The sequence below is a fragment of the Streptomyces sp. NPDC021356 genome, assembly GCF_040641015.1.
GTDB lineage: Bacteria > Actinomycetota > Actinomycetes > Streptomycetales > Streptomycetaceae > Streptomyces.
The window spans coordinates 62,351-86,993 of the sequence record NZ_JBFACU010000021.1; the positions used below are offsets into that span (position 1 = coordinate 62,351).

Consider the following 24,643-nt stretch of genomic DNA (forward strand, 5'->3'; position numbering starts at 1 on the left):
GAGACCTGCCGGGCGGGCGTGAGACCTGCCGGGCGGGCGTGAGACCTGCCGGGCGGGCGTGAGACCTGCCGGGCGGGCGTGAGACCTGCCGGGCGGGCGTGAGACCTGCCGGGCGTGGGCCTCAGTCCACGAGGTCCCGCACCACCGCGTCCGCCAGGAGCCGCCCGCGCAGGGTGAGGACGGCGCGGCCGGTCTCGTACGGCGCCTGCTCCAGGAGTCCGTCGGACAGCGCGCGCCGGGAGGCGGCCAGGCCCTCCGGGCGCAGGAGGGAGAGCGGCACGCCCTCCCTGAGCCGCAGCTCCAGCAGGATGCGCTCCACCCGGCGGTCCTCGTCCGTGAGGAGTTCGCGGCCGGCGCCCGGGGAGCGGCCCTCGGCCAGCGCGGCGGCGTATGCGCCGGGGTGCTTGACGTTCCACCAGCGCACGCCGCCCACGTGGCTGTGCGCGCCGGGGCCCGCTCCCCACCAGTCCGCGCCGCGCCAGTACAGCTCGTTGTGCAGGCAGCGGGCCGCCTCGGAGGTGGCCCAGTTGGACACCTCGTACCAGTCGAGGCCCGCCGCGGACAGCATCTCGTCGGCGATCAGGTAGCGGTCGGCGTGCACGTCGTCGTCGGTCATGGGGATCTCGCCGCGGCGGATCCGGCGGGCCAGCCCGGTGCCCTCCTCGACGATGAGGGCGTACGCGGAGACGTGGTCGGGGCCGGCGCCGAGGGCCGCGTCGAGGGAGGCCCGCCAGTCGTCGTCGGACTCGCCGGGGGTGCCGTAGATCAGGTCCAGGTTGACGTGCTCGAAACCGGCCTCGCGGGCCTCTGCGACACAGGCCTCGGGGCGGCCGGGGGTGTGAGTGCGGTCGAGGATCTTCAGCACGTGCTGCTTCGCGCTCTGCATGCCGAAGGAGATCCGGTTGAAACCGCCCTCGCGCAGCGCCGCCAGGTAGGCCGGGTCGACCGACTCGGGGTTGGCCTCGGTGGTGACCTCCGCGTCGGGCGCCAGACCGAACTCCTCGCGGATCGCCGCCAGCATCCGTACGAGGTCGCCTGCCGCGAGCAGCGTGGGCGTGCCGCCGCCGACGAAGACCGTGCGGACCTGGCGCGGGTCGTCGCCGAGCACCTTGCGCGCGAGGCGGACCTCGTCGACCAGGGTCGTGGCGTAGTTGTCGCGGGAGGCGAGCACGCCGCCGCTGCCGCGCAGTTCGGTGGCGGTGTAGGTGTTGAAGTCGCAGTAGCCGCAGCGGGTGGCGCAGTAGGGCACGTGCAGGTAGAACCCGAGCGGCCGGCCGGCGGCCCCGGCGAGCGCGGAAGCGGGCAGCGCGCCGTCGGCGGGGACGGGCTCGCCGTCGGGGAGTGCGGAAGGCATGCCTTCCATTGTCCAGCACGCCGCGACAGTGCGGGGACGAGTGGGGTGGCGGGCGGCCGGGGCGCGATCGGATCACAGATGGCCCGGGCCCCGGGCCGGGCCACCGGGCCGGGCCACCGGGCCGGGCCCACGTCCCGGCCGGAAGGCCGGAAGGCCGGAAGACAGGAAGGCCAGAAGGCAGGGCCCGGGTCACTGCGCCTGGAGGACCAGGAGGGCCAGGTCGTCCTCCGGGGGGCGCTCGCCGAACTCGTGCACCAGGCGTCGGATGCGGTCGGCGATCAGGTCGGCGTCGAGGCCCGCGCAGTCCGCGAGGGCGGCGGCGAGTCCGTCGCCGTCGTCGAACTGGCGGGAGCCGGAGCGCCGCTCGGTCACCCCGTCGGTGACGCACAGCAGGGTGTCGCCCGGCACCAGCTCGAAGCTCTCGCACACGTACGTCTCGTCCTCGATGACGCCGAGCAGCGTCTGCGGGCGGGCGACGGTGCGGACGTCGCCGTCGTGGGCGAGGACCAGCGGCAGCGGGTGACCGGCGCAGGCGAGGGTGCAGCGCACACCGCCCTCGAAGGGGGCCAGCTCGCCGTAGAGGAGGGACAGGAAGCGGGTCTGCGGGGCGTCGCCGGGCACGACCGGGCCGACCAGCGCCCGGGCCGCGGCGTCGGCGGCCTCGGTGGCGTCGTCGAGGAGGAGCTGGTTGAGGCGGTCGAGGACGTCCGCGACGCCGTACCCCTCGCGGGCCAGCAGCCGCAGCCAGGGCCGGGCGAGTCCGATGACCACGGCGGCCTCGGGCCCCTTGCCCTGGACGTCGCCGACCGCGAAGCACCAGCGGCCGTCACCGGCCGGGAAGACGTCGTAGAAGTCACCGCTCGGACCGCCCTGGACGCACGGTTCGTAGACGAGGGCACTGCGCATGCCCGGGATCTCGGCGACCGCGCCGGGCAGCAGCCCGCGCTGGAGCACGGCGCTGATGGTGGCCTGGCGGGCGTACTGCCGGGCCGCGCCGATGCCGAGCGCCACTCGCCGGCTGAGGTCCTCCACCAGCCCGGTGATCTCGTCGGGGAAGCGGAGCAGCCCGGCCCGGCCGATGACGAGCGTGCCGAGCGGCCGGCCGCCGGCGATCAGCCGGTAGGCGAGCGCGGAGCCGTCCGCGGCGCGCGGGCCCAGTGCCTCGCCTGGCCAGGGGTAGGGGACGGGCCCGGAGTTCAGTACGTCGTCGGTGGGGCGCGGCGGGTCCTTCTCCAGGGCCCGGCGCAGTTCCTCGATGTGGCTCTCGCTGCCGTGCCAGACGCGGGCGAGCCGCGGGCCGGGCGCGCCGGCGCCATCGCTCCACAGGCCGCGCGCCGTGGACTCGTCCTCCAGCCAGACCGCGCACCAGTCGGCCAGCCGGGGCACGACGAGCTGGCCGGTGAGTGCGGCCACCAGGTCCTCGTCGAGCTGCCCGGCGAGCAGGTCGGACGCCTCCGCGAGGAAGGACAGCGCGCCGCGTCCCAGCCACTCGCGGTCGCGTTCGGCGCGCTGCGGTCCGGGTGCGAAGGCCTCGGCGAGCCCGAGCCAGGGCTCCGCGCCCTGCCCGGCGGCCGTCGCCTGCCCTTCGCCGCCCTCGCCGCCCGTGTCGTCCACGGCGATCAGCCGCGCCCATACGGTCTTGGCGCCACTGCGGTAGGTGATGCCCCATTCCTCGGCGAGCGCGGCGACCAGGCGCAGGCCCCGGCCGTACTCCGCCGGCTCGTACGCCGGTTCCTGAGCGTGGCCGTGGTCGCGGGGGGCGCGCGAGGGGTGGTGGTCGGTCACCTCGACGACGCACGCGCCGGTCTCCGCCTCCAGCCGGCAGGTCAGCTCGGCGTGCGTGCCCGCGTGCACGACGACGTTGGTGACCAGCTCGCTGACGACGACCAGGACCTCGTCGGCGAGCCGCTCCGGGACGCTCAGGCCCACGTCGCGCCACTTCGTGAACCCCGCGCGGACCAGCGCGCGGGCGGAGCCGGGCGCGAGCGGGCTGCCGGGCAGCGCCGCGTACACCTCACCGGTCGCGCCCGCACGCTGCCGCGCGGCCGGGTCACCGGCGCGGGACCCCGTCTCCCGCTGCGTCGGAATGGCCCCCATCTACAGCTCCCCGAGCGATCGGACGATAGGTCGGTCGTTGCCGACAGGGTGACAGACCGACCGCGTCCATAAGCACCGAGTTACCGAACTCGGCCGCCAGGGGCGAGAACTGTGCTACGCATGAGCTACGCCCTCACGCCTCCCGCGCCCCCGCGTACATGTCGTCGATCAGGTGCTTGTACGCCCGTTCGACCACGGGGCGCTTCAGCTTGAGGCTCGGCGTGATCTCGCCGTGTTCGACGTCGAGGTCGCGCGGCAGGAGGCGGAACTTCTTGACGGTCTGCCAGCGCTGCAGGCCCTCGTTGAGCTGCCGGACGTAGCCGTCGATCAGTTCCACGGTCTGCGGGGCGGCGACGACCTCGGCGTAGGCCTTGCCCTCGAGGCCGTTCTCCTGGGCCCACTCCAGGATCGCGGGCTCGTCGAGCGAGATGAGGGCGGTGCAGAAGTTGCGGTCGGCGCCGTGCACCAGGATGTTCGAGACGTACGGGCACACGGCCTTGAACTGGCCCTCGACCTCGGCGGGCGCGATGTACTTGCCGCCGGAGGTCTTGATCAGGTCCTTCTTGCGGTCGGTGATGCGCAGGTAGCCGTCCGGGGACAGCTCGCCGATGTCGCCGGTGTGGAACCAGCCGTCCGGCTCCAGCACCTCGTCGGTCTTCTCGGGCAGCTTGTGGTAGCCCTGCATGATGCCGGGGCCGCGCAGCAGGATCTCGCCGTCCTCCGCGATGCGGACCTCGGTGCCGGGCAGCGGCTTGCCGACGGTGCCCGTGCGGTAGGCCTCGCCGGGGTTGACGAAGGAGGCCGCGGAGGACTCGGTGAGGCCGTAGCCCTCCAGGATGTGGACGCCGGCGCCGGCGAAGAAGTAGCCGATCTCCGGGGCGAGCGCGGCGCTGCCGGAGATGCAGGCGCGCAGCCGGCCGCCGAAGGCCTCGCGGATCTTGGCGAAGACGAGGGTGTCGGCGACCTTGTGCTTCGCGGCGAGGCCGAAGGGCGCGGAGTGGACGCCGGTGCGCTTGAAGTTGTCCTGCGTGACCTTGGCGTACTCGCGGCCGACCTCGGCGGCCCACTGGAAGATCTTGTACTTGGCGTTGCCGCCGGCGCGGGCCTTGGCGGCGACGCCGTTGTAGACCTTCTCGAAGATGCGCGGCACGGCCGCCATGTAGGTGGGCCGGACGACCGGCAGGTTCTCGATGATCTTGTCGACGCGGCCGTCGACGGCGGTGACGTGCCCCAGCTCGATCTGCCCGGAGGTGAGCACCTTGCCGAAGACGTGCGCGAGCGGCAGCCACAGGTACTGCACGTCGTCGGGGCCGAGCAGGCCGGTGGAGGCGATCGCCTTCGCCATGTACGACCAGTTGTCGTGCGGGAGGCGGACGCCCTTGGGGCGGCCGGTGGTGCCGGAGGTGTAGATGAGGGTGGCGAGCTGGTCCTTGGTGATCGCGCCGACCCGCTCCTTGATCAGCTCCGGGTGCTTCTCCAGGTACGCGGCGCCGCGCTGCTCCAGCTCGGCGAGGGTGAGCACCCAGCCGTCGTCGCCGCTCTCCACGCCCGCCGGGTCGATCACGACGACGTGGCGCAGGTCGGGCAGTTCGGCGCGCCGTTCGACGGCCTTGGCCAGCTGCCCGGCGTTCTCCGCGAGGAGCACTCTGCTCTCGGAGTCGGACAGGATGAACGCGGACTCCTCGGCGTTGGTCTGGGGGTAGACCGTGGTGGTGGCCGCGCCCGCGCACATGATGCCGAGGTCGGCCAGCACCCACTCCACGCGCGTGGAGGAGGCGAGCGCGACGCGCTCCTCGGGGCGCACGCCCAGTTCGATGAGTCCGGCGGCGATGGCGTGCACCCGCTCGGCGGCCTGCGCCCAGCTCAGCGACCGCCACTCGTCGGGGCCCTCACCGGAGGACGGCGGTACGGGGTAGCGGTAGGCCTCGGCGTCCGGTGTGGCCGCCACACGCTCCAGGAAGAGGGCCGCCACGGACGGCGGACGGTTCTCGATCAGGGTCTGTGCGTCGCTCACGACATCCTCCGGGGCCCGCGACAGTGCGGCGGCTGGCTCAGGTGCGGCTGGGTTGACTCACGGGTGGTGGTTCGGCGTTGTTTAACTCACGAGTAACTAGCGAGCAGGCATCAGGGTAAAGGGCGACCGGCCACCGCGTAAGAGGCTGTGGCCTGAGACTTCCCACCGAGCGCTACCACGCGCACGCGCAGGGGCCCGCCGCACTTTCGTGCGACGAGCCCCTTTTCACCCGGTTCACCGACGCGGCGGCCGCTCGATCCGTGCTACCGCCGGTTACTTCTTGCCCTTGGCCGACGCCGTGCTGTCATCGCTGGAGAGCACCGCGATGAAGGCCTCCTGCGGAACCTCCACGGAACCCACCATCTTCATGCGCTTCTTGCCTTCCTTCTGCTTCTCCAGCAGCTTCCGCTTACGGGAGATGTCACCGCCGTAGCACTTGGCGAGGACGTCCTTGCGGATGGCGCGGATGGTCTCGCGGGCGATCACGCGCGAACCGATGGCGGCCTGCACGGGCACCTCGAAGTTCTGCCGCGGGATCAGCTCCCTGAGCTTGGCGACGAGCCGGACGCCGTACGCGTACGCCTGGTCCTTGTGGGTGATCGCCGAGAAGGCGTCCACCTTGTCGCCGTGCAGCAGGATGTCGACCTTGACCAGGGAGCTGGACTGCTCGCCGGTGGGCTCGTAGTCCAGGGAGGCGTAGCCGCGGGTCTTGGACTTCAGCTGGTCGAAGAAGTCGAAGACGATCTCCGCGAGCGGGAGCGTGTAGCGGATCTCGACGCGGTCCTCGGAGAGGTAGTCCATGCCGAGCAGGGTGCCGCGCCGGGTCTGGCACAGCTCCATGATCGCGCCGATGAACTCGGTGGGCGCGAGGATGGTGGCCCGTACGACCGGCTCGTACACCTCCGCGATCTTCCCCTCGGGGAACTCGCTCGGGTTGGTGACGGTGATCTCGCTGCCGTCCTCCATGATCACGCGGTAGACCACGTTGGGGGCGGTCGCGATCAGGTCGAGGCCGAACTCGCGCTCCAGCCGCTCCCGGATCACGTCCAGGTGGAGCAGGCCGAGGAAGCCGACGCGGAAGCCGAAGCCGAGGGCCGCGGAGGTCTCCGGCTCGTAGACGAGCGCGGCGTCGTTGAGCTGGAGCTTGTCCAGCGCCTCGCGCAGCTCGGGGTAGTCGGAGCCGTCCAGCGGGTACAGCCCGGAGAAGACCATGGGCTTGGGGTCCTTGTACCCGCCCAGCGCTTCCGTGGCGCCCTTGTGCTGGCTGGTGACGGTGTCACCGACCTTGGACTGGCGGACGTCCTTCACACCGGTGATCAGGTAGCCCACCTCGCCGACGCCCAGGCCGTCGGCGGGCAGCATCTCCGGGGAGTTGGTGCCGATCTCCAGCAGCTCGTGCGTGGCGCCGGTGGACATCATCCGGATGCGCTCGCGCTTGTTGAGCTGGCCGTCGATCACACGGACGTACGTCACGACACCGCGGTAGGAGTCGTAGACGGAGTCGAAGATCATCGCGCGCGCGGGAGCGTCCTTGACGCCGACCGGGGCGGGGATCTGGTCGACCACCTTGTCGAGCAGCGCCTCGACGCCGAGACCGGTCTTGGCGGAGACCTTCAGCACGTCCTCGGGGTCGCAGCCGACCAGGTTGGCCAGCTCCTCGGCGAACTTCTCCGGCTGCGCGGCCGGCAGGTCGATCTTGTTGAGGACCGGGATGATCGTGAGGTCGTTCTCCATCGCCAGGTAGAGGTTGGCGAGGGTCTGGGCCTCGATGCCCTGGGCCGCGTCGACCAGGAGGACGGTCCCCTCGCAGGCGGCGAGCGACCGGGACACCTCGTACGTGAAGTCGACGTGCCCCGGCGTGTCGATCATGTTGAGGATGTGCGTGGCGCCGGGGTCGTGGGTGGGAGCCCACGGCAGCCGCACCGCCTGGGACTTGATCGTGATGCCGCGCTCGCGCTCGATGTCCATGCGGTCGAGGTACTGGGCGCGCATCTGCCGCTGCTCGACCACACCGGTCAGCTGCAGCATCCGGTCGGCGAGAGTGGACTTGCCGTGGTCGATGTGCGCGATGATGCAGAAATTGCGGATCAGCGCCGGGTCGGTACGGCTCGGCTCGGGCACATGGCTGGGGGTCGCGGGCACGCAGGGTCCTGATTCTTGAGGCGTCCGCATACGTCTGCTGGTGCGTCTGCGGTCTCGGGTCGGATCGATACGTAGTCTTTCCATGGTCCCATGCCCGGCCGGGGCCGGGGAGCGGCGACCGGTTTGGGTCGCGCACCGGGCCGCTGGTAACGTGGGGGGCTGTGTCTCATGCCCTCTCAGCGCGAGGCACACCGGAAAATTTTCGAAAGAGAAGGCTCATTCGTGGCGAACATCAAGTCCCAGATCAAGCGGATCAAGACCAACGAGAAGGCTCGGCTGCGCAACAAGGCCGTCAAGTCCTCCCTGAAGACCGCGATCCGCAAGGCCCGCGAGGCCGCTGCCGCGGGTGACGTCGAGAAGGCCACCGAGTACCAGCGCGCTGCCGCGCGCCAGCTCGACAAGGCCGTCTCCAAGGGCGTCATCCACAAGAACCAGGCCGCCAACAAGAAGTCGGCGCTGGCTTCCAAGGTCGCGACCCTCAAGGGCTGAACTCCCTGACTTGACGCCGGACGGATCCGAGCGGGCCCTCTCTCATCCGCTCCCGCCCGGCACCCCGGCCCCATGCGCGGCCTGCGTTCGCCACGCGGGCATGGGTCCACGAGCATCATCCGAAGGTCCCGGCAGCCTCCCTTCCCCAGGGACGGCGGCCGGGGCCTTCGGCCTTTGACGGGTACGGCAGGGGGGTTCGGGATTCAAGAAGTTCGGCGTCGGGCGGGGGTCCCCACCAGGCGCCAGTGCCGCTCGGCCGGGGCTTCGGTCAGGGCGCTGGTGCCGGTGCGGGTCGGCGGGAGGCTTCGGCCAGGGCGACGGTGCCGGTGCCGGTGCGGGTCGGCGGGGAGGCTTCGGCCAGGGCGCTGGTGCCGGTGCCGGTGCGGGTCGGCGGGAGGCTTCGGCCAGGGCGACGGTGCCGGTGCCGGTCGGCGGGAGGCTTCGGCCAGGACGCCGGTGCCGGTGCCGGTCGGCGGGGAGGCTTCGGCCAGGACGCTGGTGCCGGTGCCGGTCGGCGGGAGGCTTCGGCCAGGACGACGGTGCCTACGCTCCGGAGCAGTGGTGCCGACCGCTTGGGGGTGCCGGTGTCGCCTGTCGTCCCCCGCCCGGGAACGCCGACGGCGTTCGCTCAGGGAAGCGACGGCGTTCTCACGGAAGCGACGACGTCCGCCCGGGAAGGCGACGGCGTTCTCACGGAAGCGACGACGTCCGCTCGGGAAGGCGACGGCCTCGGCACGGCCGCGGGGTCATCCGCGTCCCCGGGAGCGGGCCGCGCGGGCGATGGTCACCACCGCTTTTTCCAGGGCGTACTCCGGGTCGTCGCCGCCGCCCTTCACGCCGGCGTCCGCCTCGGCCACCGCACGCAGGGCCACCGCCACACCGTCCGGAGTCCAGCCACGCATCTGCTGGCGGACGCGGTCGATCTTCCACGGCGGCATGCCCAGCTCGCGCGCAAGGTCCGCGGGCCGTCCGCCGCGCGCGGAGGACAGCTTCCCGATCGCCCGTACGCCCTGGGCCAGCGCGCTGGTGATCAGCACCGGGGCCACGCCCGTCGCGAGCGACCACCGCAGCGCCTCCAGGGCCTCCGCCGCGCGGCCCTCGACGGCCCGGTCGGCGACGGTGAAGCTGGAGGCCTCCGCCCGGCCCGTGTAGTAGCGGGCGACGACGGCCTCGTCGATCGTGCCCTCCACGTCCGCGACCAGCTGGGACACCGCCGACGCCAGCTCCCGCAGGTCGCTGCCGATCGCGTCGACCAGCGCCTGGCAGGCCTCGGGCGTCGCCGAGCGGCCCAGACCGCGGAACTCGCCCCGCACGAAGGCGAGCCGGTCGGCGGGCTTGGTCATCTTCGGGCAGGCCACCTCCCGCGCCCCCGCCTTGCGGGCCGCGTCCAGCAGGCCCTTGCCCTTGGCGCCGCCCGCGTGCAGCAGCACGAGGGTGATCTCCTCGGCGGGCGAGGACAGATACGCCTTCACGTCCTTGACGGTGTCGGCCGACAGGTCCTGCGCGCTGCGGACGACCACGACCTTGCGCTCGGCGAAGAGCGAGGGGCTGGTCAGCTCGGCGAGCGTGCCGGGCTGCAACTGGTCGGGGGTGAGGTCGCGTACGTCCGTGTCGGCGTCGGCGGCCCGGGCGGCGGCCACCACCTCCCGCACCGCACGGTCGAGCAGGAGGTCCTCCTGGCCCACGGCGAGCGTCACCGGGGCGAGAGGGTCGTCATTCGCAGTCTTCCTGGCCATCGCGACAAGCATCCCACGGCCCACTGACAACGCCCCCGGCGCGCGGACGGCCCAGGCCTGCGGCCGGTCGGGGCGCCCCTGGAGCAGGACGCCCCGCGGTCACGGCTCCTCGCGCCAGCCCTCCCACTCCCCTGCGAACGCGTCCAGCTCCGCCGGGTCGAGCCGTTCCTCCTCGTCACGCAGGACGACGAGCCACTGGGCGTCCTCCGCGTCGTCCTCACCCGCCAGCGCCTCCCGTACCAGCCGCGGCTCCTCCTGGAGCCCGAACCGCTCCCCGAGCGCCTCCGCGGCCTCCTCCGCCGCGTCGCGGTCGGGCAGCACCAGGACATGTCTCACGTCACTCACGCACGCCATTGTCGGGCACGGCGCGTCGGCGCCTTCACCGGCGGTGGGCCGCTCAGCCCTTGGGCACGACCTGGATGTCGAGTTCGATCTTGATGGTCGGGCCGACCACGGCGATGCCGCGCGCCAGCATCGTCTGCCAGCTCACCGTGAAGTCGTCGCGGTGCAGCTCGGTGGTGGCCCGGCAGGCGGCCCGGGCCTCGCCCTCCATGCCGTTGCCGAGCCCGAGGTACTCCGTCTCCAGGGTGACCGTACGGGTCACGCCGTGCAGCGACAGCGCCCCGGTGACGGCCCAACGGTTGCCGCCGCGGTGCGCGAACCGGTCGCTGTAGAACTCCAGGGTCGGGAACCGCGCCACGTCCAGGAAGTCGCCCGAGCGCAGGTGGTCGTCCCGCATCTTGACGTTGGTGTCGATGGACGCCGCGTCGATCACCACGTGCATCGCCGAGCGCTCGACCTCCTCGGCGACCCGCACCACACCGGCGAACGAGTTGAACCGCCCGTGGATCCGGGCCAGCCCGATGTGCCGGGCGGTGAAGGCGATCGAGGAATGGGCGGGCTCGATCTCCCAGTCGCCCGGCGCGGGCAGTTCGGGCGGCTGCGAGACCTGGAGCGTCACGTCGCCGAGCGAGGTGAGCGAGTTCTCCGCGACCGTCGCCGCGGCCCGGTAGGGCGCGTACCCCTCGGCGGTCACCGCGAGCCGGTACTCCCCAGCGGGAACCGCCGCCACGAACGACCCGAACGGGTCCGTCCCGCCGCTGACCACCTTGCGTCCCGCGGTGTCGAGCACCGCGAACTCGGCCTGTTCGACGGGCTGGTTGACCGGATCCAGCACTCGGCAGCTCAGCACTCCCGCGCTCGGTGGGGTCCACACCGCCGCCAGGGGACTCGTCCGTTGCACGCGCTTCGTTCGGCTTCCCAGCAAGCGGCCGATCATCTACGACACCTTCTGCACGATGTGAGAACAGCTGTTACCAAAGAAGCATTCGATCACCGATGGGGCTTTCGAGGCAACACGGGATCACATCATGGGAAACCGGGGCATGTACCGCGGGTCGCACGAGTGGCGCAGTGTGGCCAAAATCAGCCGCTCCCGAGGGGATTGCGCACAGTCGGCACACAGCCCGGCGCGATGCCGAACCGGTCCCGGTACACCGCCAGCACCTCTTCGTCCGAACCCAGCTCCTCCACCTCCCGCGTTCCGTCGGGGCCCGTAGTCGTCAGCGTCCGGCCGCCGAGGGTGATCCGCCCTCCGTCCTCCGTCAGCCGCGAACACACCAGCGACCGCATGAAGTGCGAGGCGGGCGACGTGCTGTGCCACCAGGCCCCGGACACGAAGTCGCCGAGGGCCCTCGGCCGTGACTCCAGCCGGTACTGGCGCCGGCCGTCGCGGACCACGTCCAGATCCACACCCTCCGCCCCGGCCCCGGCCCCGGCACCGCGCACCCCGGCCGCGTCCGGGTCGGCGGGCACGATCCGGAACGTCCCGCCCGGCTCCACCTGCTCCTCCCGCTCCCGGAAGGCCAGCGGGAAGTGGCTCAGCGCCCCGAACCCCACATCGGCCAGCCAGTCGCCCCCGTCCCCCGTCCGCACCCGCAGCGCGAGATGGTCGTACGGGATCCCGAGCCGCCCCTCCTCCCCGTACACCCGGGCCGCCAGCAACGCCACGCCGAAACCGAGCGCGGTGAGCAGGGCCCCGAACGCGCCGTTCAGTTCGTAGCAGAACCCGCCCCGGCGCGCGCCCACCACCTTGTCCAGCAGCCGTTCCTCGGTCAGCACGATCTCCTCGCCGAGGTGGACGGAGAGGTTCTCGAAGGGCACGGTCCGCAGGTGCCGCAGATGCAGCTCCCGCAGGGCGGCGACGGTGGGCGAGGCCGGGGGCGCGGCCCCGATCCGGTCGAGGTAGGCGGCGGCCTGTGCGGCGTTCATGCCCTCAGTCTCGCGCCACGCGCAGCCCCGCGCCCTCCCCGGACACGGCGAGCGTCCCGTCCCGGTCCGTCCGCAACACCACCGCGCCCCCGGCCCGCAGCGCCGCGACCGTACGGGGAGCCGGATGCCCGTACATGTTTCCCGCGCCGCAGGAGATCAGCGCCAGTCGCGGGGCCACCGTCCTCATCAGGTCGGGGTCCTGGTACGCCGACCCGTGGTGGGCGACTTTCAGCACGTCCACCCTGGCCAGCCCGGCCGCCTCCGGCGAGTGCGCCAACTCCTGCTGCGCCAGGGGCTCCAGGTCGCCCAGCAGCAACAGCCGCAGCCCGCCGGAGCGGACGAGCAGCGTGACGCTGGCGTCGTTGGGGCCGTCCGGCCGCGCGGACGGACGCGCCGACGGCCACAGCACCCGCCAGGACAGGGTGCCGGTGCGCCGCTCCTCCCCCGCGACGGCACGGGTGAGCGGGATGCCCCGCCGCGCCGCCTCACCGCGGACGAACGCCGCCTGTTCCGCGGGCTCTTCGTACCCCGTCGTCTCGATCGACCCCACCGAGCGGCCCCGCAGGACCCCGGGCAGGCCGGTCACGTGGTCGGCGTGGAAGTGGGTCAGCACCACCAGCGGGACCCTGGTGACGCCGAGGGCACGCAGGCAGTGGTCCACCCGCCGCGGATCAGGGCCCGCGTCCACCACCACCCCGGCACCCGGCCCCGCCGCCAGCACCGTCGCATCGCCCTGCCCCACGTCACACATCGCGAACCGCCACCCCGGCGGCGGCCAGCCCGTGAGCACCCGGGTCAGCGGCGGCGGTCGCACCACCGCCAGCAGGAGCAGCGCCCCGCAGACCCCGCACAGCCATGGATGGCGCAGCAGCCGCCGGCCCAGCAGCACGAGCACCACCGTGACCAGGCCCAGGAGCAGCGCCCCGGTCCAGCTGCCCGGCCAGTCCACTCCCCCGCCGGGCAACCCCGCACCGGTGCGGGCGACGTCCGCGATCCATCCGGTCGGCCAACTCGCGCACCAGGCCAGCGCCCTGGCCACGGGCAGCGCGACCGGTGCGCACGCCAGCGCCGCGAAGCCCAGCACCGTGGCGGGGGCGACCGCGATCTCCGCCAGCAGGTTGCACGGCACCGCCACCAGGCTCACCCGGGCCGACAGCACGGCCACCACCGGCGCGCACAGGGCCTGCGCCGCGGCCGCCGCGGCAAGCGCCTCGGCCAGGCGGGCGGGGACCCGTCGGCGGCGCAGCGCCGCGCTCCAACGGGGTGCCAGCGTGAGCAGGGCGCCGGTGGCCAGCACCGACAGCAGGAAGCCGTAACTGCGGGCCAGCCACGGGTCGTAGAGCACCAGCAGCAGAACGGCCGTCGCCAGCGCCGGGATCAGCGATCTGCGCCGCCCCGTGGCCAGGGCCAGCAGCACCACCGCCCCGCAGGCCGCGGCGCGCAGCACGCTCGGGTCGGGCCTGCACACGACGACGAACCCCAGGGTGAGTACCGCGCCCAGCAGCGCGGTGGCCCGCAGCGGCAGCCCCAGTCGGGGCGCGAGGCCCCTGCGTTCGACGTGCTGGGCCAGACCGGGCGGTCCGATGAGCAGGGCGAGGAGGATCGTGAGGTTGCTCCCCGAGACGGCCAGGACGTGGGCGAGGTCCGTCTCCTTGAACGCCTCGTCCAGTTCGGACGTGATCCGCGAGGTGTCCCCGACGACCAGTCCCGGCAGCAGGGCCCGCGCGTCCGCCGGCAGCCCGTCGGTCGCCGCGCGCAGCCCGGCCCGCAGCCGGCCCGCCAGGCGCTGCGGCCCGGACGGGCCCCCGATCACCTCGGGTGCCGCTCCGGCCCGGACCTTCAGCACCGCCGCGATCCGGTCGCCGCCCGCCAGTGGCGGCGCCAGCCGTGCGGTCACCCGCAGCCGTGTGGAGGGCAGCAGCCCGAGCCAGGGCGCACCCCGACCGCCGGCCGCCCGCGCACCTGAGGGTTCGTCGCCCCGCGCCCCGGTGTCCACGAGGATCAGGACCGGCGCGCGGGTCCTCGCCGCCGTTCCGTCCGGCCGTTCGACGCGTCGTACGTCCGCGTCGAGCAGTACGGAGACCGGTGCCATGTGGTCACCGCTGACCCGGGGACGGGTGAGCCGTGGGTCGGAGGTCAGCTCCACCTCGGCGGTCACCGTCGCGTACCGCCGCGCGAGCTCCGGAACCGGGCCGCGCCGCAGATCCGCGCCGTGCAGCCCCGCCGAGGCGGCGGCTGCCGCGGCGGCGAGCAGCGCGGCCGAGACGGAGACACGCACCCAACCGGGCACTCGGCCACCTGGCAGGTCACCTGTGCGGGGGCGGACTGTGGGTACGCGGGTCGGGTGGTCGGTACCGACCTGGGCCGGGTGGTCGGCTTTGGTCCCGCAGGGGTGGTCGGTGTCTGGCAGGGCCGGGCGGTCGGTGTCTGGCAGGGCGGGGTGGTCAGCCTCTGCCCAGGTGGGGCGATCGGTTCCTTCTGGGGCTGGTTGGTCGCTCCGTGCTCGGGCAGGGCGGTCGGTCCCTGGCCGGGCGGGGCGGTGCGTCCCTGCTCGGGCCAGGTCGTCGGTCCCTGCCCGGGTCGGGCCTCGTCGCCCGGCCCGTCGGCTGAGGACGAGTGCGGCGCTCGCGGCGAGACAGGCGAGCACGAACACCGTCACCCACCTCGCGGAGGCGTCCAGAGTCAGGGCCGCCGTCGCCCAGGCCGCGAGTGCCGGGGGCACGAGCCGAAGGTCGGTCGGCCCCTCCTGCCGGGGGTGGGCCGCGCCGAGCCGGTTGCCGGAGTCGGCGTGCACCGACGGACGGAGGCGGTCGGCGGGCCCGGCGGCGGGACGGCCGGGCGTTGCCGCGGTGGCCGCTTTCATGCCCGCACCAGGTCGCGCAGGTCGGCGAAGCGACGGTCGCCGATGCCGGTCACCTGCCGCAGTTCCTGCACCGAGCGGAAGCCGCCGTGCTGAGTGCGGTAGTCGATGATGTGCCGCGCCAGCACCGGGCCGACGCCGGGGAGGGTCTCCAACTGCTCCGCGGTGGCGGTGTTGAGGGAGACGGGGACCGCCGGACCCGTAGCGGAAGATCCCGGCCCGGCCGGTCCTGTCCCGGCCGGGCCGGCCCCGCCCGGTCCCGCAGCCGGTGCCGGTCCGCCGACGACCACCTGCTCACCGTCCACGAGGAACCTGGCGCGGTTGAGGCTGTCGAGGGAGGTCCCGGGCCGTGCGCCGCCCGCCGCCCGGATCGCGTCGGCGACCCGTGAGCCCGCCGGGAGCCGGTGGACACCAGGACGGCGGACCTTGCCGCTGACGTCCACCACGATCTGCTGCGCACCGGTCGAAGGGGCGGCGGCCGGTACGGATGCCAGGCCGTCCGCCGGGAGGCTCCTGCCCCCGTCCCGGCCGGGCCGGGGCGCCGCCGCACGCACCACTTCCGGCGCCGCGACCGACCGGGTGCGGCCGGTCCAGAAGTGCTGCGCGGCCAGAGCCGCGACGGCGGCGAGCACCACCGTTAGCGCGATCACGTTCCTGCGCTCGATCGCGCACCGCTTCTGCAGCCACAGCGGCATCCGCTCGCGCAGCGCGAGGCCGGCCCGCTCCCGCCACGGCCGCTCCCGCCAGGTCCGCGCCGCGTCGGGCGCGTCGGGCACTTCCGTCGCATCGGCCACGTCGGAGGCGCTGCCTACAGTGCCTGGGGCACTGACGCGGTCCCCGTCCCCGCATCCGTCCCCTCCCCCGTGCGCGGCCGGCCCGGGGATCCGCGGCGGGCCGCTGCCCGACTCCCCGGTCGGCGCGGTGGGTCCTGCGAAGAGGACTTCGGCGCGTCGGCGCAGGTCCTCGGCCGGGGCCTGCCGCTGCCGCAGCCCCTGCCGGACGGGAGCGTGGCGCCGGTGCGGACGAAGGGAGTGACGGTGGTCGCGGGTCCGGCCGTCCGAGCCGGGACCCCGGCCGGGTCCGCTGGTCGCCGTCGCCGTACCTGAACGTGAGCGTGAGTGTGATCGAAGTGCCATGCCGTCAGCATCGGACGGATCGGCCACTTCGTGATGATCTTGCTCAATTCCCGGGGATTACCCGCCGGTTGTGGACAACTTGGTCACCCACGCGGGTGATCCCTCGCGTCCACTTCCGATCCGGCCACGCCCGACCAAGCACGTCCGACCAGGCACGTCCGACCAGGCACGTCCGGTCCGTCCACGCCTCAGCGAGGAGAGACCACGACTCCCAGCAGGCCCGGCCCGGTGTGCGCGCCGATCACCGCGCCGACCTCGCTCACATGCAGGTCGGCCAGCCCGGGGACACGCGCCCGCAGCCGGTCGGCGAGGGCCGCGGCCCGGTCGGGGGCGGCGAGGTGGTGGACGGCGATGTCGATGCCGGGCCCGCTCGCGCACTCGGCGGCGATCTCCTCCAGGCGGGCGATCGCCCTGGACGCCGTCCGTACCTTCTCCAGCAGTTCGATACGGCCGTCCTGCAGTTGCAGCAGGGGCTTCACGGCGAGGGCGGAGCCGAGCAGGGCCTGCGCGGCGCCGATCCGGCCGCCGCGGCGCAGATAGTCGAGGGTGTCGACGTAGAAGTAGGCGGAGGTGCCCGCGGCGCGTTTCTCGGCGGCCGTGACCGCGTCGTCCACCGTGCCTCCGCTGCCGGCCGTCTCGGCGGCGGCCAGGGCGCAGAAGCCCAGGGCCATGGCGACCGTCCCGGTGTCCACCACCCGTACCGGCACCGGTGCCTCGCGCGCCGCGAGCACGGCGGCGTCGTAGGTGCCCGACAGCTCGGCGGACAGGTGCAGGGAGACGATGCCGCTCGCGCCGGACTCGGCGACCTTGCGGTAGGTCTCGGCGAACTGCTCGGGGCTGGGGCGCGAGGTGGTGACGGAGCGCCGCTTCTGCAGCGCCTGGGCCAGGGAGCGGGTCGAGATCTCGGTGCCCTCTTCGAGTGCCTGGTCACCGAGGACCACGGTCAGCGGAACCGCGGTGATGCCGTGGCGCTCCATCGTCCGCGGCGGCAGGTAGGCCGTTGAATCGGTGACGATCGCGACATGGCGGGACATGAGCTGGAGGTTACCTGCCGTAGCGCTCGGGCGGCAGCCCAGCCCCTCTGACCGGGTGGACGCTTGGCCGGATCAGGTGGTGCTCTCGGGGCGGGGCTTCTTCTGCCAGGAGTACGCGGGACGGCGGCCTGGCGGGGTGATGGCGGGCCGGGAGCGGTCCTGGACGGTGTCCGGGTCCGGGCGGGTGGCCGCGGGCGGCGTGCGCCGGTCCGCATCGCCGGGGGCCGGCTCAGCCGAGGGCTCACCCCACGCGGGGGCGCCGGGCGGCGGTTCCGTGCTGGTCCAGTGGCGCAGGGCGTCGGCCTCCACGCCGATCTGCGCGCTCAGGGAGTCCAGGTCGTCGTCGGCGAAGCGGCGGGCGCGGTCGTGGGCCGCCCAGCGCAGGGCGTCGGCCGACTGCGTGATGCGGTGCGTCCGCTCCCTCAGGGGTGGCAGCCGCTCGGCGAGCGTGGCCCGGTCCGGCTCGCTCTCCAGCCGCTTCAGTTCGTGGTCCAGCTCTTGCCCGTGGGCGCTGAGGCGTTCGAACAGGGCGATGGATTCCTTGAGGGACTCGTCCTCGGCCGCGCCCGCGTACAGGGCGTCCTGGGTGGCGCGCATCGAGGTGCGCAGCGTGAGCCGGAGCTGGGCCAGTTCGCCGGCCGGGCCGGGCTGGGCGAAGGACTTGGCCCGCAGGGTCTGGTCCTCCACGGCGCGGCGGGCCTGGCCGATGGTGCGGTCCACACCGCGCTTGGCGGCGCCGACCGCCTTGACCGTGGCGTAGGCGCCGAGGACCAGGCAGAGCACGAAGAGCACGGCGAAAACCGCGACGACTGCTTCCACGACGCTCCTCCTCCGCTTCGCGGCGCCGTCCGCGCCGCTCTTCCACGGTAAACGCAGCGGGCAGGTTCAGGGTTCCGACAGAACCCCGAACCTGCCCGTAGGGGACTACCCCGAGCGGTGCGCGTCGCGTCAGGCGGGCACGATGTTCACCAGCTTCGGCGCCCGCACGATCACCTTGCGGATGACGGCGCCGCCCAGCGCGGCGACGACCTTCTCGTCGGCGAGCGCGGCCTTCTCCAGCTCCTCCCCGGAGATGGACGGGGGCACCTCCAGGCGCGCCTTGACCTTGCCCTTGATCTGGACGACACAGGTCACGGCCTCGTCCACGACGTACGCCGGGTCGGCGACCGGGAAGTCCCGGTGGACTACGGAGTCGGTGTGGCCCAGCTTGTGCCACAGCTCCTCGGCGATGTGCGGGGCCAGCGGGGCGGCCATCAGCACCAGTGGTTCGGCCACCGCGCGCGCGAGGGGGCCGTCCGCCTTGGTCAGGTGGTTGTTCAGCTCGGTGACCTTGGCGATGGCGGTGTTGAAGCGCAGGCCCTCCAGGTCCTGGCGCACCCCGTCGATCGCCTTGTGCAGGGCGCGCAGCGTCTGCTCGTCGGGCGCGGCGTCGATCACGGTGACCTCGCCGGTGGCCTCGTCGACGATGTTGCGCCACAGCCGCTGCAGCAGCCGGAACTGGCCGACCACCGCGCGTGTGTCCCACGGCCGTGAGACGTCCAGCGGGCCCATGGCCATCTCGTACAGGCGCAGCGTGTCGGCACCGTACTCCGCGCAGATCTCGTCCGGGGTGACGGCGTTCTTCAGGGACTTGCCCATCTTGCCGAGCAGCCGGGAGACCTTCTCGCCCTGGTAGTAGTACGCGCCGTCGCGCTCCTCCACCTCGGCGGCGGGCACCGCGATGCCCCGGCTGTCGCGGTAGACGAAGGCCTGGATCATGCCCTGGTTGAACAGCTTGTGGAACGGTTCCGCGGAGGAGACGTGCCCCAGGTCGTAGAGGACCTTGGACCAGAAGCGCGCGTACAGCAGGTGCAGCACGGCGTGCTCGGCGCCGCCGACGTACAGGTCGACGCCGCCGTGCGGCCGGCCCTCGCGCGGGCCCATCCAGTACCGCTCGATCTCCGGGTCGACCAGGGCGCGGTCGTTGTGCGGGTCCAGGTAGCGCAGCTCGTACCAGCAGGAACCGGCCCAATTGGGCATGGTATTGGTCTCGCGGCGGTACTTCTTCGGGCCGTCGCCCAGGTCCAGGGTGACGTTGACCCAGTCCTCGTTGCGCGACAGCGGCGTCTCGGGCTGGGTGTCGGCGTCGTCGGGGTCGAAGGTGCGCGGCGAGTAGTCCTCGACCTCGGGCAGTTCCAGGGGCAGCATCGACTCGGGCAGCGGGTGGGCGGTGCCGTCCTCGTCGTAGACGATCGGGAAGGGCTCGCCCCAGTAGCGCTGGCGGCTGAACAGCCAGTCGCGCAGCCGGAAGTTGACGGTGCCCTCGCCGATGCCCCGGCCCTGCAGCCACTCGGTGATGCGGGCCTTGGCCTCGGCGACGCCCAGGCCGTCCAGCCGTACGCCGTCGCCGGCGGAGTTGACGATCTTCGCGTCGTAGGAGTCGAACGCGTCGTCCCAGGCGGCGGGGTCCGTGCCGCGGCCGTCGCCGGGCTCCACGACGCAGCGCATCGGCAGTTCGAAGGCGCGCGCGAAGGCGAAGTCGCGGCTGTCGTGCGCCGGGACGGCCATGATGGCGCCGGTGCCGTACCCCATCAGGACGTAGTCGGCGATGAAGACGGGGATCTTCTCGCCGTTGACCGGGTTGGTCGCGAACGCGCCGGTGAAGACGCCGGTCTTGTCCTTGGCCTCGGCCTGGCGTTCGACGTCGGACTTGGCGGCGGCCTGGGCGCGGTAGGCGGCGACGGCCTCGGCGGGAGTGGCGTGGCCGCCGGTCCACACCTCGTGGGTGCCCTCGGGCCAGGCGGCCGGGGTGAACTTCTCGACCAGCGGGTGCTCGGGGGCCAGCACCATGTAGGTCGCGCCGAACAGGGTGTCGGGGCGGGTGGTGAAGACGGTGATGTGCTCGCCGTCGATCGGGAAGTCGACCCGGGCGCCTTCGGAGCGGCCGATCCAGTTGCGCTGCTGCAGCTTGATGGCCTCGGGCCAGTCCAGCTCCTCCAGGTCCTCCAGGAGCCGGTCGGCGTACGCGGTGATGCGCATGTTCCACTGGCGCAGCTTGGCCTTGAAGACCGGGAAGTTGCCGCGCTCGGAGCGGCCCTCGGCGGTGACCTCCTCGTTGGCCAGCACGGTGCCCAGGCCGGGGCACCAGTTGACGGGCGCGTCGGAGGCGTAGGCCAGGCGGAACTCGCCCAGGACGTCGGCGCGCTCGGCGGCGGTCAGCTCGCCCCACGCGCGCGTGTGCCCCGGTACGGGCCGCTCACCGGACTCGAACCGGACGATCAGCTCGCCGATCGGGCGGGCCTGCTTCGCCTCGTCGTCGTACCAGGAGTTGAAGATCTGCAGGAAGATCCACTGGGTCCACTTGTAGTACTCCGGGTCGATCGTGGCGAAGGACCGGCGCCTGTCGTGGCCCAGGCCCAGCCGGCGCAGCTGGGCCTTCATGTTCTCGATGTTGGCCTCGGTGGACACGCGCGGGTGCGTGCCGGTCTGCACGGCGTACTGCTCGGCGGGCAGGCCGAAGGCGTCGAAGCCCAGGGTGTGCAGCACGTTGTGGCCGGTCATCCGCTGGAAGCGGGCGTACACGTCGGTGGCGATGTAGCCCAGGGGGTGGCCCACGTGCAGGCCCGCACCGGAGGGGTACGGGAACATGTCCATGATGAACTTCTCGGGGCGGGCGACCAGGTCCGGGTCACCGGCCAGGTCACCCTTGGGGTTGGGCGCCGCGTAGGTGCCGTCGGCCTCCCAGAAGTCCTGCCAGCGTGCCTCGATGTCGGCCGCCACGGCGGCCGTGTAGCGGTGCGGCGCAGCCTCCGCCGACGTGGCGGCGGGGGCGGCGGGGTTCGTCTCGCTCATGATCCTCAAAGCTCCATCGATCGTCTCTGCCCGCGGCTGCGACTTTCCGGAAATGAAAAATCCCCTCGCACAGGAGGGGACGCCGCGCCGATTCCGACCAACCGATTCGCCCGGCGGTCGGGACTGATCAGCGCGGCTCGCTAAGCAGAAGGCGTACGGCACGCATGGCGTCAGGGTACCGCAGCCCTCGACGGCCCCGCGACAGTCTTGTGATTACCCGGCGTAACAGCCGCTATGGGGACAGCCCCTCCGGGGACGAGGACTCCCCGCGAACCCCGTTGATGACAAGACAATGACTCAAACGCCGTACCGCCCGGTTTGGAGCGGCCCAGAGTGCGTGCCCGGGACCGCTCACCCGAACCGCTCGGAGTTGCGCCATGACACCTCGACGGATCCCTCGCCGCAGTACCGGCCCACTCCCCCGGCCTGGCTGCTCGGCCTACGGGGCGGCCTGCGCCGTCGCCCTGCTCCTCATACCCGTGACCGTGCTCGGCTCGGGCAGCCGGTTCCGCGAGTTCCTCGACTTCGGCACGGGGGTGCTCTCGCTCGTCTCGCTGACCTGCTCGGTGATCTGGGGCCTGATCGCCCAGGACCGGATCCTCCTCGGCACACGCCAACGGATCGTGGGCCAGGCGGCGCACCGGACCACCGCGGTCGCCTCGATCGCGTTCCTCCTGCTGCTCATCACCATCAAGATCGCCCTGGACCGCACGCAGGTCGTCGCCGCCGTCGTCCCGTTCTCGCTCGGCTTCACGGGAAGCGCCGGCCTGATCGGGCTCGGCTCGCCGGCGAGCCTGTTGATGATCTTCGTGGGCCTCACCGGCGCGCTGCGCGGCGACTTCGCCGCCCCGGCTCCCGTCGCGGCCCGCTGGCGGGCGATGCACATGCTCGCCAATCCGGCCTGGTGCGCCGCCCTGGTCCACGGCCTGTACGCCGGCCGGCAGGCCGAGCCCGTCTTCGTGGCCCTCTACGGCCTGTCCCTGGTCGGCGTCATGGCCGCGCTGGCCCTGCGCCCCGTCAGGCGGAAGGTCGCCGACCGGATCGGCGCGGTCCCGGGCGGCGCGAAGCGGCCCGAGCCGTCGCGCCGGGGCGTGCGCCGGACGGCGGCAGCGGGCTCCGCGCCACCCGGCCACGAGAACACGCGGAACGCCCCACGGGGGCCGCACGCCGACACGGCCGTCGCGAACGGCGCGACCGGCATCCCTGCCTTCGATGCGTACACCGCCGGATACACCGGATACACCGGATACGGCAGCGACAGGCCCCACACGCCGAAGGCGGGCCATCCTCTGGGATGACCCGCCTTCGACTCCTGTGGAGCTAAGGAGAATTGAACTCCTGACCTCCTGCATGCCATGCAGGCGCTCTACCAACTGAGCTATAGCCCCTTGCTTCGTTCCGCCCGGCTTCCCCGGCGGCGACGCCAACATTACACGGTCCAGGGGGTGCTTCACCAAATCCGTTTCCGCTATGCCCGTGATGACCGATATTCACCACTCGGTCGGGGGGTGCACGCGGTCTGACCTGCGCTCACGCCGTGACGAACGAATAGAACCGCTTCAACGTGCAGTGCTCCTCCAGCAACCGCCCGTAGATCGGCTCCCCCTCCAGCTCCCGGTAGGTCTCGATCGGGTCGCCTTTTATGATCAGCGCCCGCGCGCACTCCTCGCACCAGTACTGGTAGTCGGGGTTGATCGGTTCCATGTCACGGACGATCGGCGTACCGCTGCCGCACCAGTCGCACTTTCGCCTGTGTGCACCCATCGATCAGCTCCAGCTGTGGCCGCAGGCCGTGCACACGTACGAGACCCCGCCGTTGTCCCCGAGGACCTGGGCCACGTGGAGGGAACCACAGGAGGGGCAGACGAGGCGGGTGACGGTGTCCCGTGTCAACGCCGCGCCGAGGAGGTGACCGCCCTCCTCGAGGATGCTCGCAGGCATCGCCACTCCCTCCCAGTCGGGCCGCGCCCCCTTCCGGCCGTTTGATTCTGCCACGGCCGGGCCAATACGGTCAGCGACGCCTCGGTACCAGTCCGGCCACGGCATCCGTCACGGGCCGCCCGACCTGCGCAGCGGCGCGCAGGCGCACGCCGAGGGCATCGTCGCGGAGCTGTACGCCCCTCAGGCCCCAGCGACTCGACCCGGCGGGCCGAACGCAGAAAATCCCGCCCCTCAAGGGACGGGATTCTCATCACCGATCACTCGCACTCGCACAGAGTGCCGATCAGTGGAGCTAAGGAGAATTGAACTCCTGACCTCCTGCATGCCATGCAGGCGCTCTACCAACTGAGCTATAGCCCCTCGTTCTCTCCCCGCTCGGCGGGGGCGAACAAGAAGAACTTTAGCCTGCGACCTGCCGGAAAGTGAAATCCGGGTCCCTCGGGGCCGTACGGCCGCCGGAACCGGCCCGCAGGGCCCCGGACCGGCCTCACCGACAGCCGAAGCCGGCCTCTCAGGTCCGCCCGGGCAGTGACCCGCGGGACTCCTACCGGGCCGTGACCCGCGGGACTCCGCCCGGGCCGTGGCTCAGGTGTCGTCGCCGAGGACCGGTTCCGGAAGGGTGCCGGCGTTGTGCTCCAGCAGGCGCCAGCCACGGGCGCCCTCACCGAGGACGGACCAGCAGCAGTTGGACAGCCCGCCCAGGCTCTCCCAGTGCCGGGCCTCAAGACCGAGGAGGCGGCCGATGGTCGTGCGGATGGTGCCGCCGTGGCTGACCACCACGAGCGTGCCGTCCTCGGGCAGCTTGTCCGCGTGCCGCAGCACCACGGGGGCGGCGCGGTCGGCGACCTCGCTCTCCAGTTCGCCCCCGCCCCGGCGCACCGGCTCGCCGCGCTTCCACGCGGCGTACTCCTCGCCGTACCGGTCGATGATCTCCTCGTGCGTCAGGCCCTGCCAGACACCCGCATAGGTCTCGCGCAGGCCCTCGTCGCGGGCGATGTCAAGGCCGGTGAGGGCGGCCAGCTCGGCGGCCGTGCGCGCGGCGCGCTGCAGGTCGGAGGAGACGATCGCGTCGGGGCCCAGGGAGGCCAGCAGGCGGGCGGCGCGGCGGGCCTGGCCGACCCCGGTCTCGGTCAGTTCGACGTCCGTGGAGCCCTGGAAGCGGCGCTCCACGTTCCACGACGTCTGGCCGTGCCGCCACAGGATGACGCGGCGGCCCCGGCCCGGCGGCCGGCCGGCCGCCTCACCGGCGCTGCTCACCGCCACTCACCGTCCGGCTGCGCCGGCTCCTCGGCGGCCTGCAGCTTGGCGTGCTCCGCCGCCTTGCCGCGGGTCGCCCTGGCGTCCTCGGGCAGCTCCAGCTCGGGGCAGTCCTTCCACAGCCGCTCCAGGGCGTAGAAGACGCGCTCCTCGCTGTGCTGGACGTGGACGACGATGTCGACGTAGTCGAGCAGGACCCAGCGGGCCTCGCGGTCGCCCTCGCGGCGCACCGGCTTGGCGCCCAGCTCCTTGAGCAGCCGCTCCTCGATCTCGTCGACGATGGACTTGACCTGGCGGTCGTTGGGCGCGGACGCCAGCAGGAAGGCGTCGGTGATCGACAGGACGTCACTGACGTCGTAGGCGATGATGTCGTGCGCGAGCTTGTCGGCGGCCGCCTGGGCGGCGGCGTTGATCAGCTCGAGGGATCGGTCGGTCGCGGTCACTACAGGGCTTTCCGTCGGCGGTCACTTGAGACCAAGGG

The 24,643-nt window shown here is 72.7% G+C and carries 18 protein-coding genes, 2 tRNA genes and 1 pseudogene; 2 read left to right on the top strand and 19 right to left on the bottom strand.

The genetic code is table 11. The features are described from left to right. Positions 1-121: 121 nt before the first annotated feature. The 4 genes from hemW to lepA form a co-directional block, all read right to left on the bottom strand. Positions 122-1,354 carry a radical SAM family heme chaperone HemW gene (hemW, locus tag AB0G56_RS26530; RefSeq protein ID WP_360973457.1) on the bottom strand — a complete coding sequence of 411 codons (1,233 nt, stop codon included), beginning with the start codon at positions 1,352-1,354 and terminating at the stop codon, positions 122-124. Positions 1,355-1,543: 189 nt separating this feature from the next. After that, positions 1,544-3,451 carry an ATP-binding SpoIIE family protein phosphatase gene (locus AB0G56_RS26535; RefSeq protein WP_360973459.1) on the bottom strand — a complete coding sequence of 636 codons (1,908 nt, stop codon included), beginning with the start codon at positions 3,449-3,451 and terminating at the stop codon, positions 1,544-1,546. A gap of 133 nt (positions 3,452-3,584) precedes the next feature. Further along, positions 3,585-5,465 (bottom strand): long-chain fatty acid--CoA ligase, encoded by a 1,881-nt coding sequence (locus AB0G56_RS26540; protein ID WP_360973461.1) that lies wholly within the window; start codon positions 5,463-5,465, stop codon positions 3,585-3,587. Between the two features lie 273 nt (positions 5,466-5,738). After that, a complete protein-coding gene (gene lepA / locus AB0G56_RS26545; RefSeq protein ID WP_360973463.1) occupies positions 5,739-7,607 on the bottom strand; it encodes a translation elongation factor 4 in 1,869 nt (622 codons plus the stop codon). 222 nt (positions 7,608-7,829) lie between these two features. Between lepA and rpsT the strand changes: the two genes are divergently transcribed. Beyond that, complete coding sequence (gene rpsT / locus AB0G56_RS26550) at positions 7,830-8,096, top strand: 30S ribosomal protein S20 (protein WP_053750780.1); 267 nt, start codon at positions 7,830-7,832, stop codon at positions 8,094-8,096. Between the two features lie 746 nt (positions 8,097-8,842). On the opposite strand, the gene holA is transcribed toward rpsT, so the two are convergent. The 9 genes from holA to leuS form a co-directional block, all read right to left on the bottom strand. After that, entirely contained in the window at positions 8,843-9,832 is a 990-nt protein-coding gene (holA, locus tag AB0G56_RS26555) for a DNA polymerase III subunit delta (protein ID WP_360973465.1), read from the bottom strand. A 99-nt stretch (positions 9,833-9,931) separates the two neighbouring features. Continuing rightward, positions 9,932-10,177, bottom strand: coding sequence for a hypothetical protein (locus tag AB0G56_RS26560; RefSeq protein WP_360973467.1), 246 nt, complete (start codon positions 10,175-10,177; stop codon positions 9,932-9,934). Positions 10,178-10,229: 52 nt separating this feature from the next. Further along, positions 10,230-11,111, bottom strand: a complete 882-nt coding sequence (locus tag AB0G56_RS26565; RefSeq protein WP_360973469.1) for a YceI family protein — start codon at positions 11,109-11,111, stop codon at positions 10,230-10,232. 146 nt (positions 11,112-11,257) lie between these two features. Further along, the gene (locus AB0G56_RS26570) at positions 11,258-12,103 is read right to left on the bottom strand and encodes an arylamine N-acetyltransferase (RefSeq protein ID WP_360973471.1); all 846 of its coding nucleotides are present in this window, start codon (positions 12,101-12,103) and stop codon (positions 11,258-11,260) included. 4 nt (positions 12,104-12,107) lie between these two features. Further along, the gene (locus AB0G56_RS26575; RefSeq protein WP_360973570.1) at positions 12,108-14,897 is read right to left on the bottom strand and encodes a ComEC/Rec2 family competence protein; all 2,790 of its coding nucleotides are present in this window, start codon (positions 14,895-14,897) and stop codon (positions 12,108-12,110) included. A 65-nt stretch (positions 14,898-14,962) separates the two neighbouring features. Next, positions 14,963-16,099, bottom strand: a complete 1,137-nt coding sequence (locus tag AB0G56_RS26580; protein ID WP_360973473.1) for a ComEA family DNA-binding protein — start codon at positions 16,097-16,099, stop codon at positions 14,963-14,965. 188 nt (positions 16,100-16,287) lie between these two features. After that, a complete protein-coding gene (locus AB0G56_RS26585) occupies positions 16,288-17,133 on the bottom strand; it encodes a DegV family protein (RefSeq protein ID WP_360973475.1) in 846 nt (281 codons plus the stop codon). Between the two features lie 72 nt (positions 17,134-17,205). After that, positions 17,206-17,952 (bottom strand): hypothetical protein, encoded by a 747-nt coding sequence (locus AB0G56_RS26590; protein ID WP_360973477.1) that lies wholly within the window; start codon positions 17,950-17,952, stop codon positions 17,206-17,208. 129 nt (positions 17,953-18,081) lie between these two features. Further along, complete coding sequence (gene leuS, locus AB0G56_RS26595) at positions 18,082-20,964, bottom strand: leucine--tRNA ligase (RefSeq protein ID WP_360973479.1); 2,883 nt, start codon at positions 20,962-20,964, stop codon at positions 18,082-18,084. Positions 20,965-21,341: 377 nt separating this feature from the next. Between leuS and AB0G56_RS26600 the strand changes: the two are divergent. Continuing rightward, positions 21,342-22,037: pseudogene (locus tag AB0G56_RS26600) on the top strand (cytochrome b/b6 domain-containing protein); the annotation flags it as partial. 242 nt (positions 22,038-22,279) lie between these two features. Here the strand turns inward: AB0G56_RS26600 and AB0G56_RS26605 are convergent. From AB0G56_RS26605 to rsfS, 6 genes are all read right to left on the bottom strand, one after another. Beyond that, a tRNA-Ala gene (locus tag AB0G56_RS26605) sits at positions 22,280-22,352 on the bottom strand. 142 nt (positions 22,353-22,494) lie between these two features. Then, positions 22,495-22,728, bottom strand: a complete 234-nt coding sequence (locus AB0G56_RS26610; RefSeq protein WP_006136074.1) for a hypothetical protein — start codon at positions 22,726-22,728, stop codon at positions 22,495-22,497. Positions 22,729-22,731: 3 nt separating this feature from the next. Then, positions 22,732-22,905, bottom strand: coding sequence for a hypothetical protein (locus tag AB0G56_RS26615; RefSeq protein WP_360973481.1), 174 nt, complete (start codon positions 22,903-22,905; stop codon positions 22,732-22,734). 287 nt (positions 22,906-23,192) lie between these two features. Next, positions 23,193-23,265 (bottom strand) — tRNA-Ala (locus AB0G56_RS26620). Positions 23,266-23,490: 225 nt separating this feature from the next. After that, positions 23,491-24,168 (bottom strand): histidine phosphatase family protein, encoded by a 678-nt coding sequence (locus AB0G56_RS26625; RefSeq protein ID WP_360973483.1) that lies wholly within the window; start codon positions 24,166-24,168, stop codon positions 23,491-23,493. Beyond that, positions 24,159-24,605: a ribosome silencing factor gene (gene rsfS, locus AB0G56_RS26630; protein WP_360973485.1), complete on the bottom strand. Its 447-nt coding sequence runs from the start codon at positions 24,603-24,605 to the stop codon at positions 24,159-24,161. The genes AB0G56_RS26625 and rsfS overlap by 10 nt, the downstream gene beginning before the upstream one ends. Positions 24,606-24,643 lie beyond the last annotated feature (38 nt).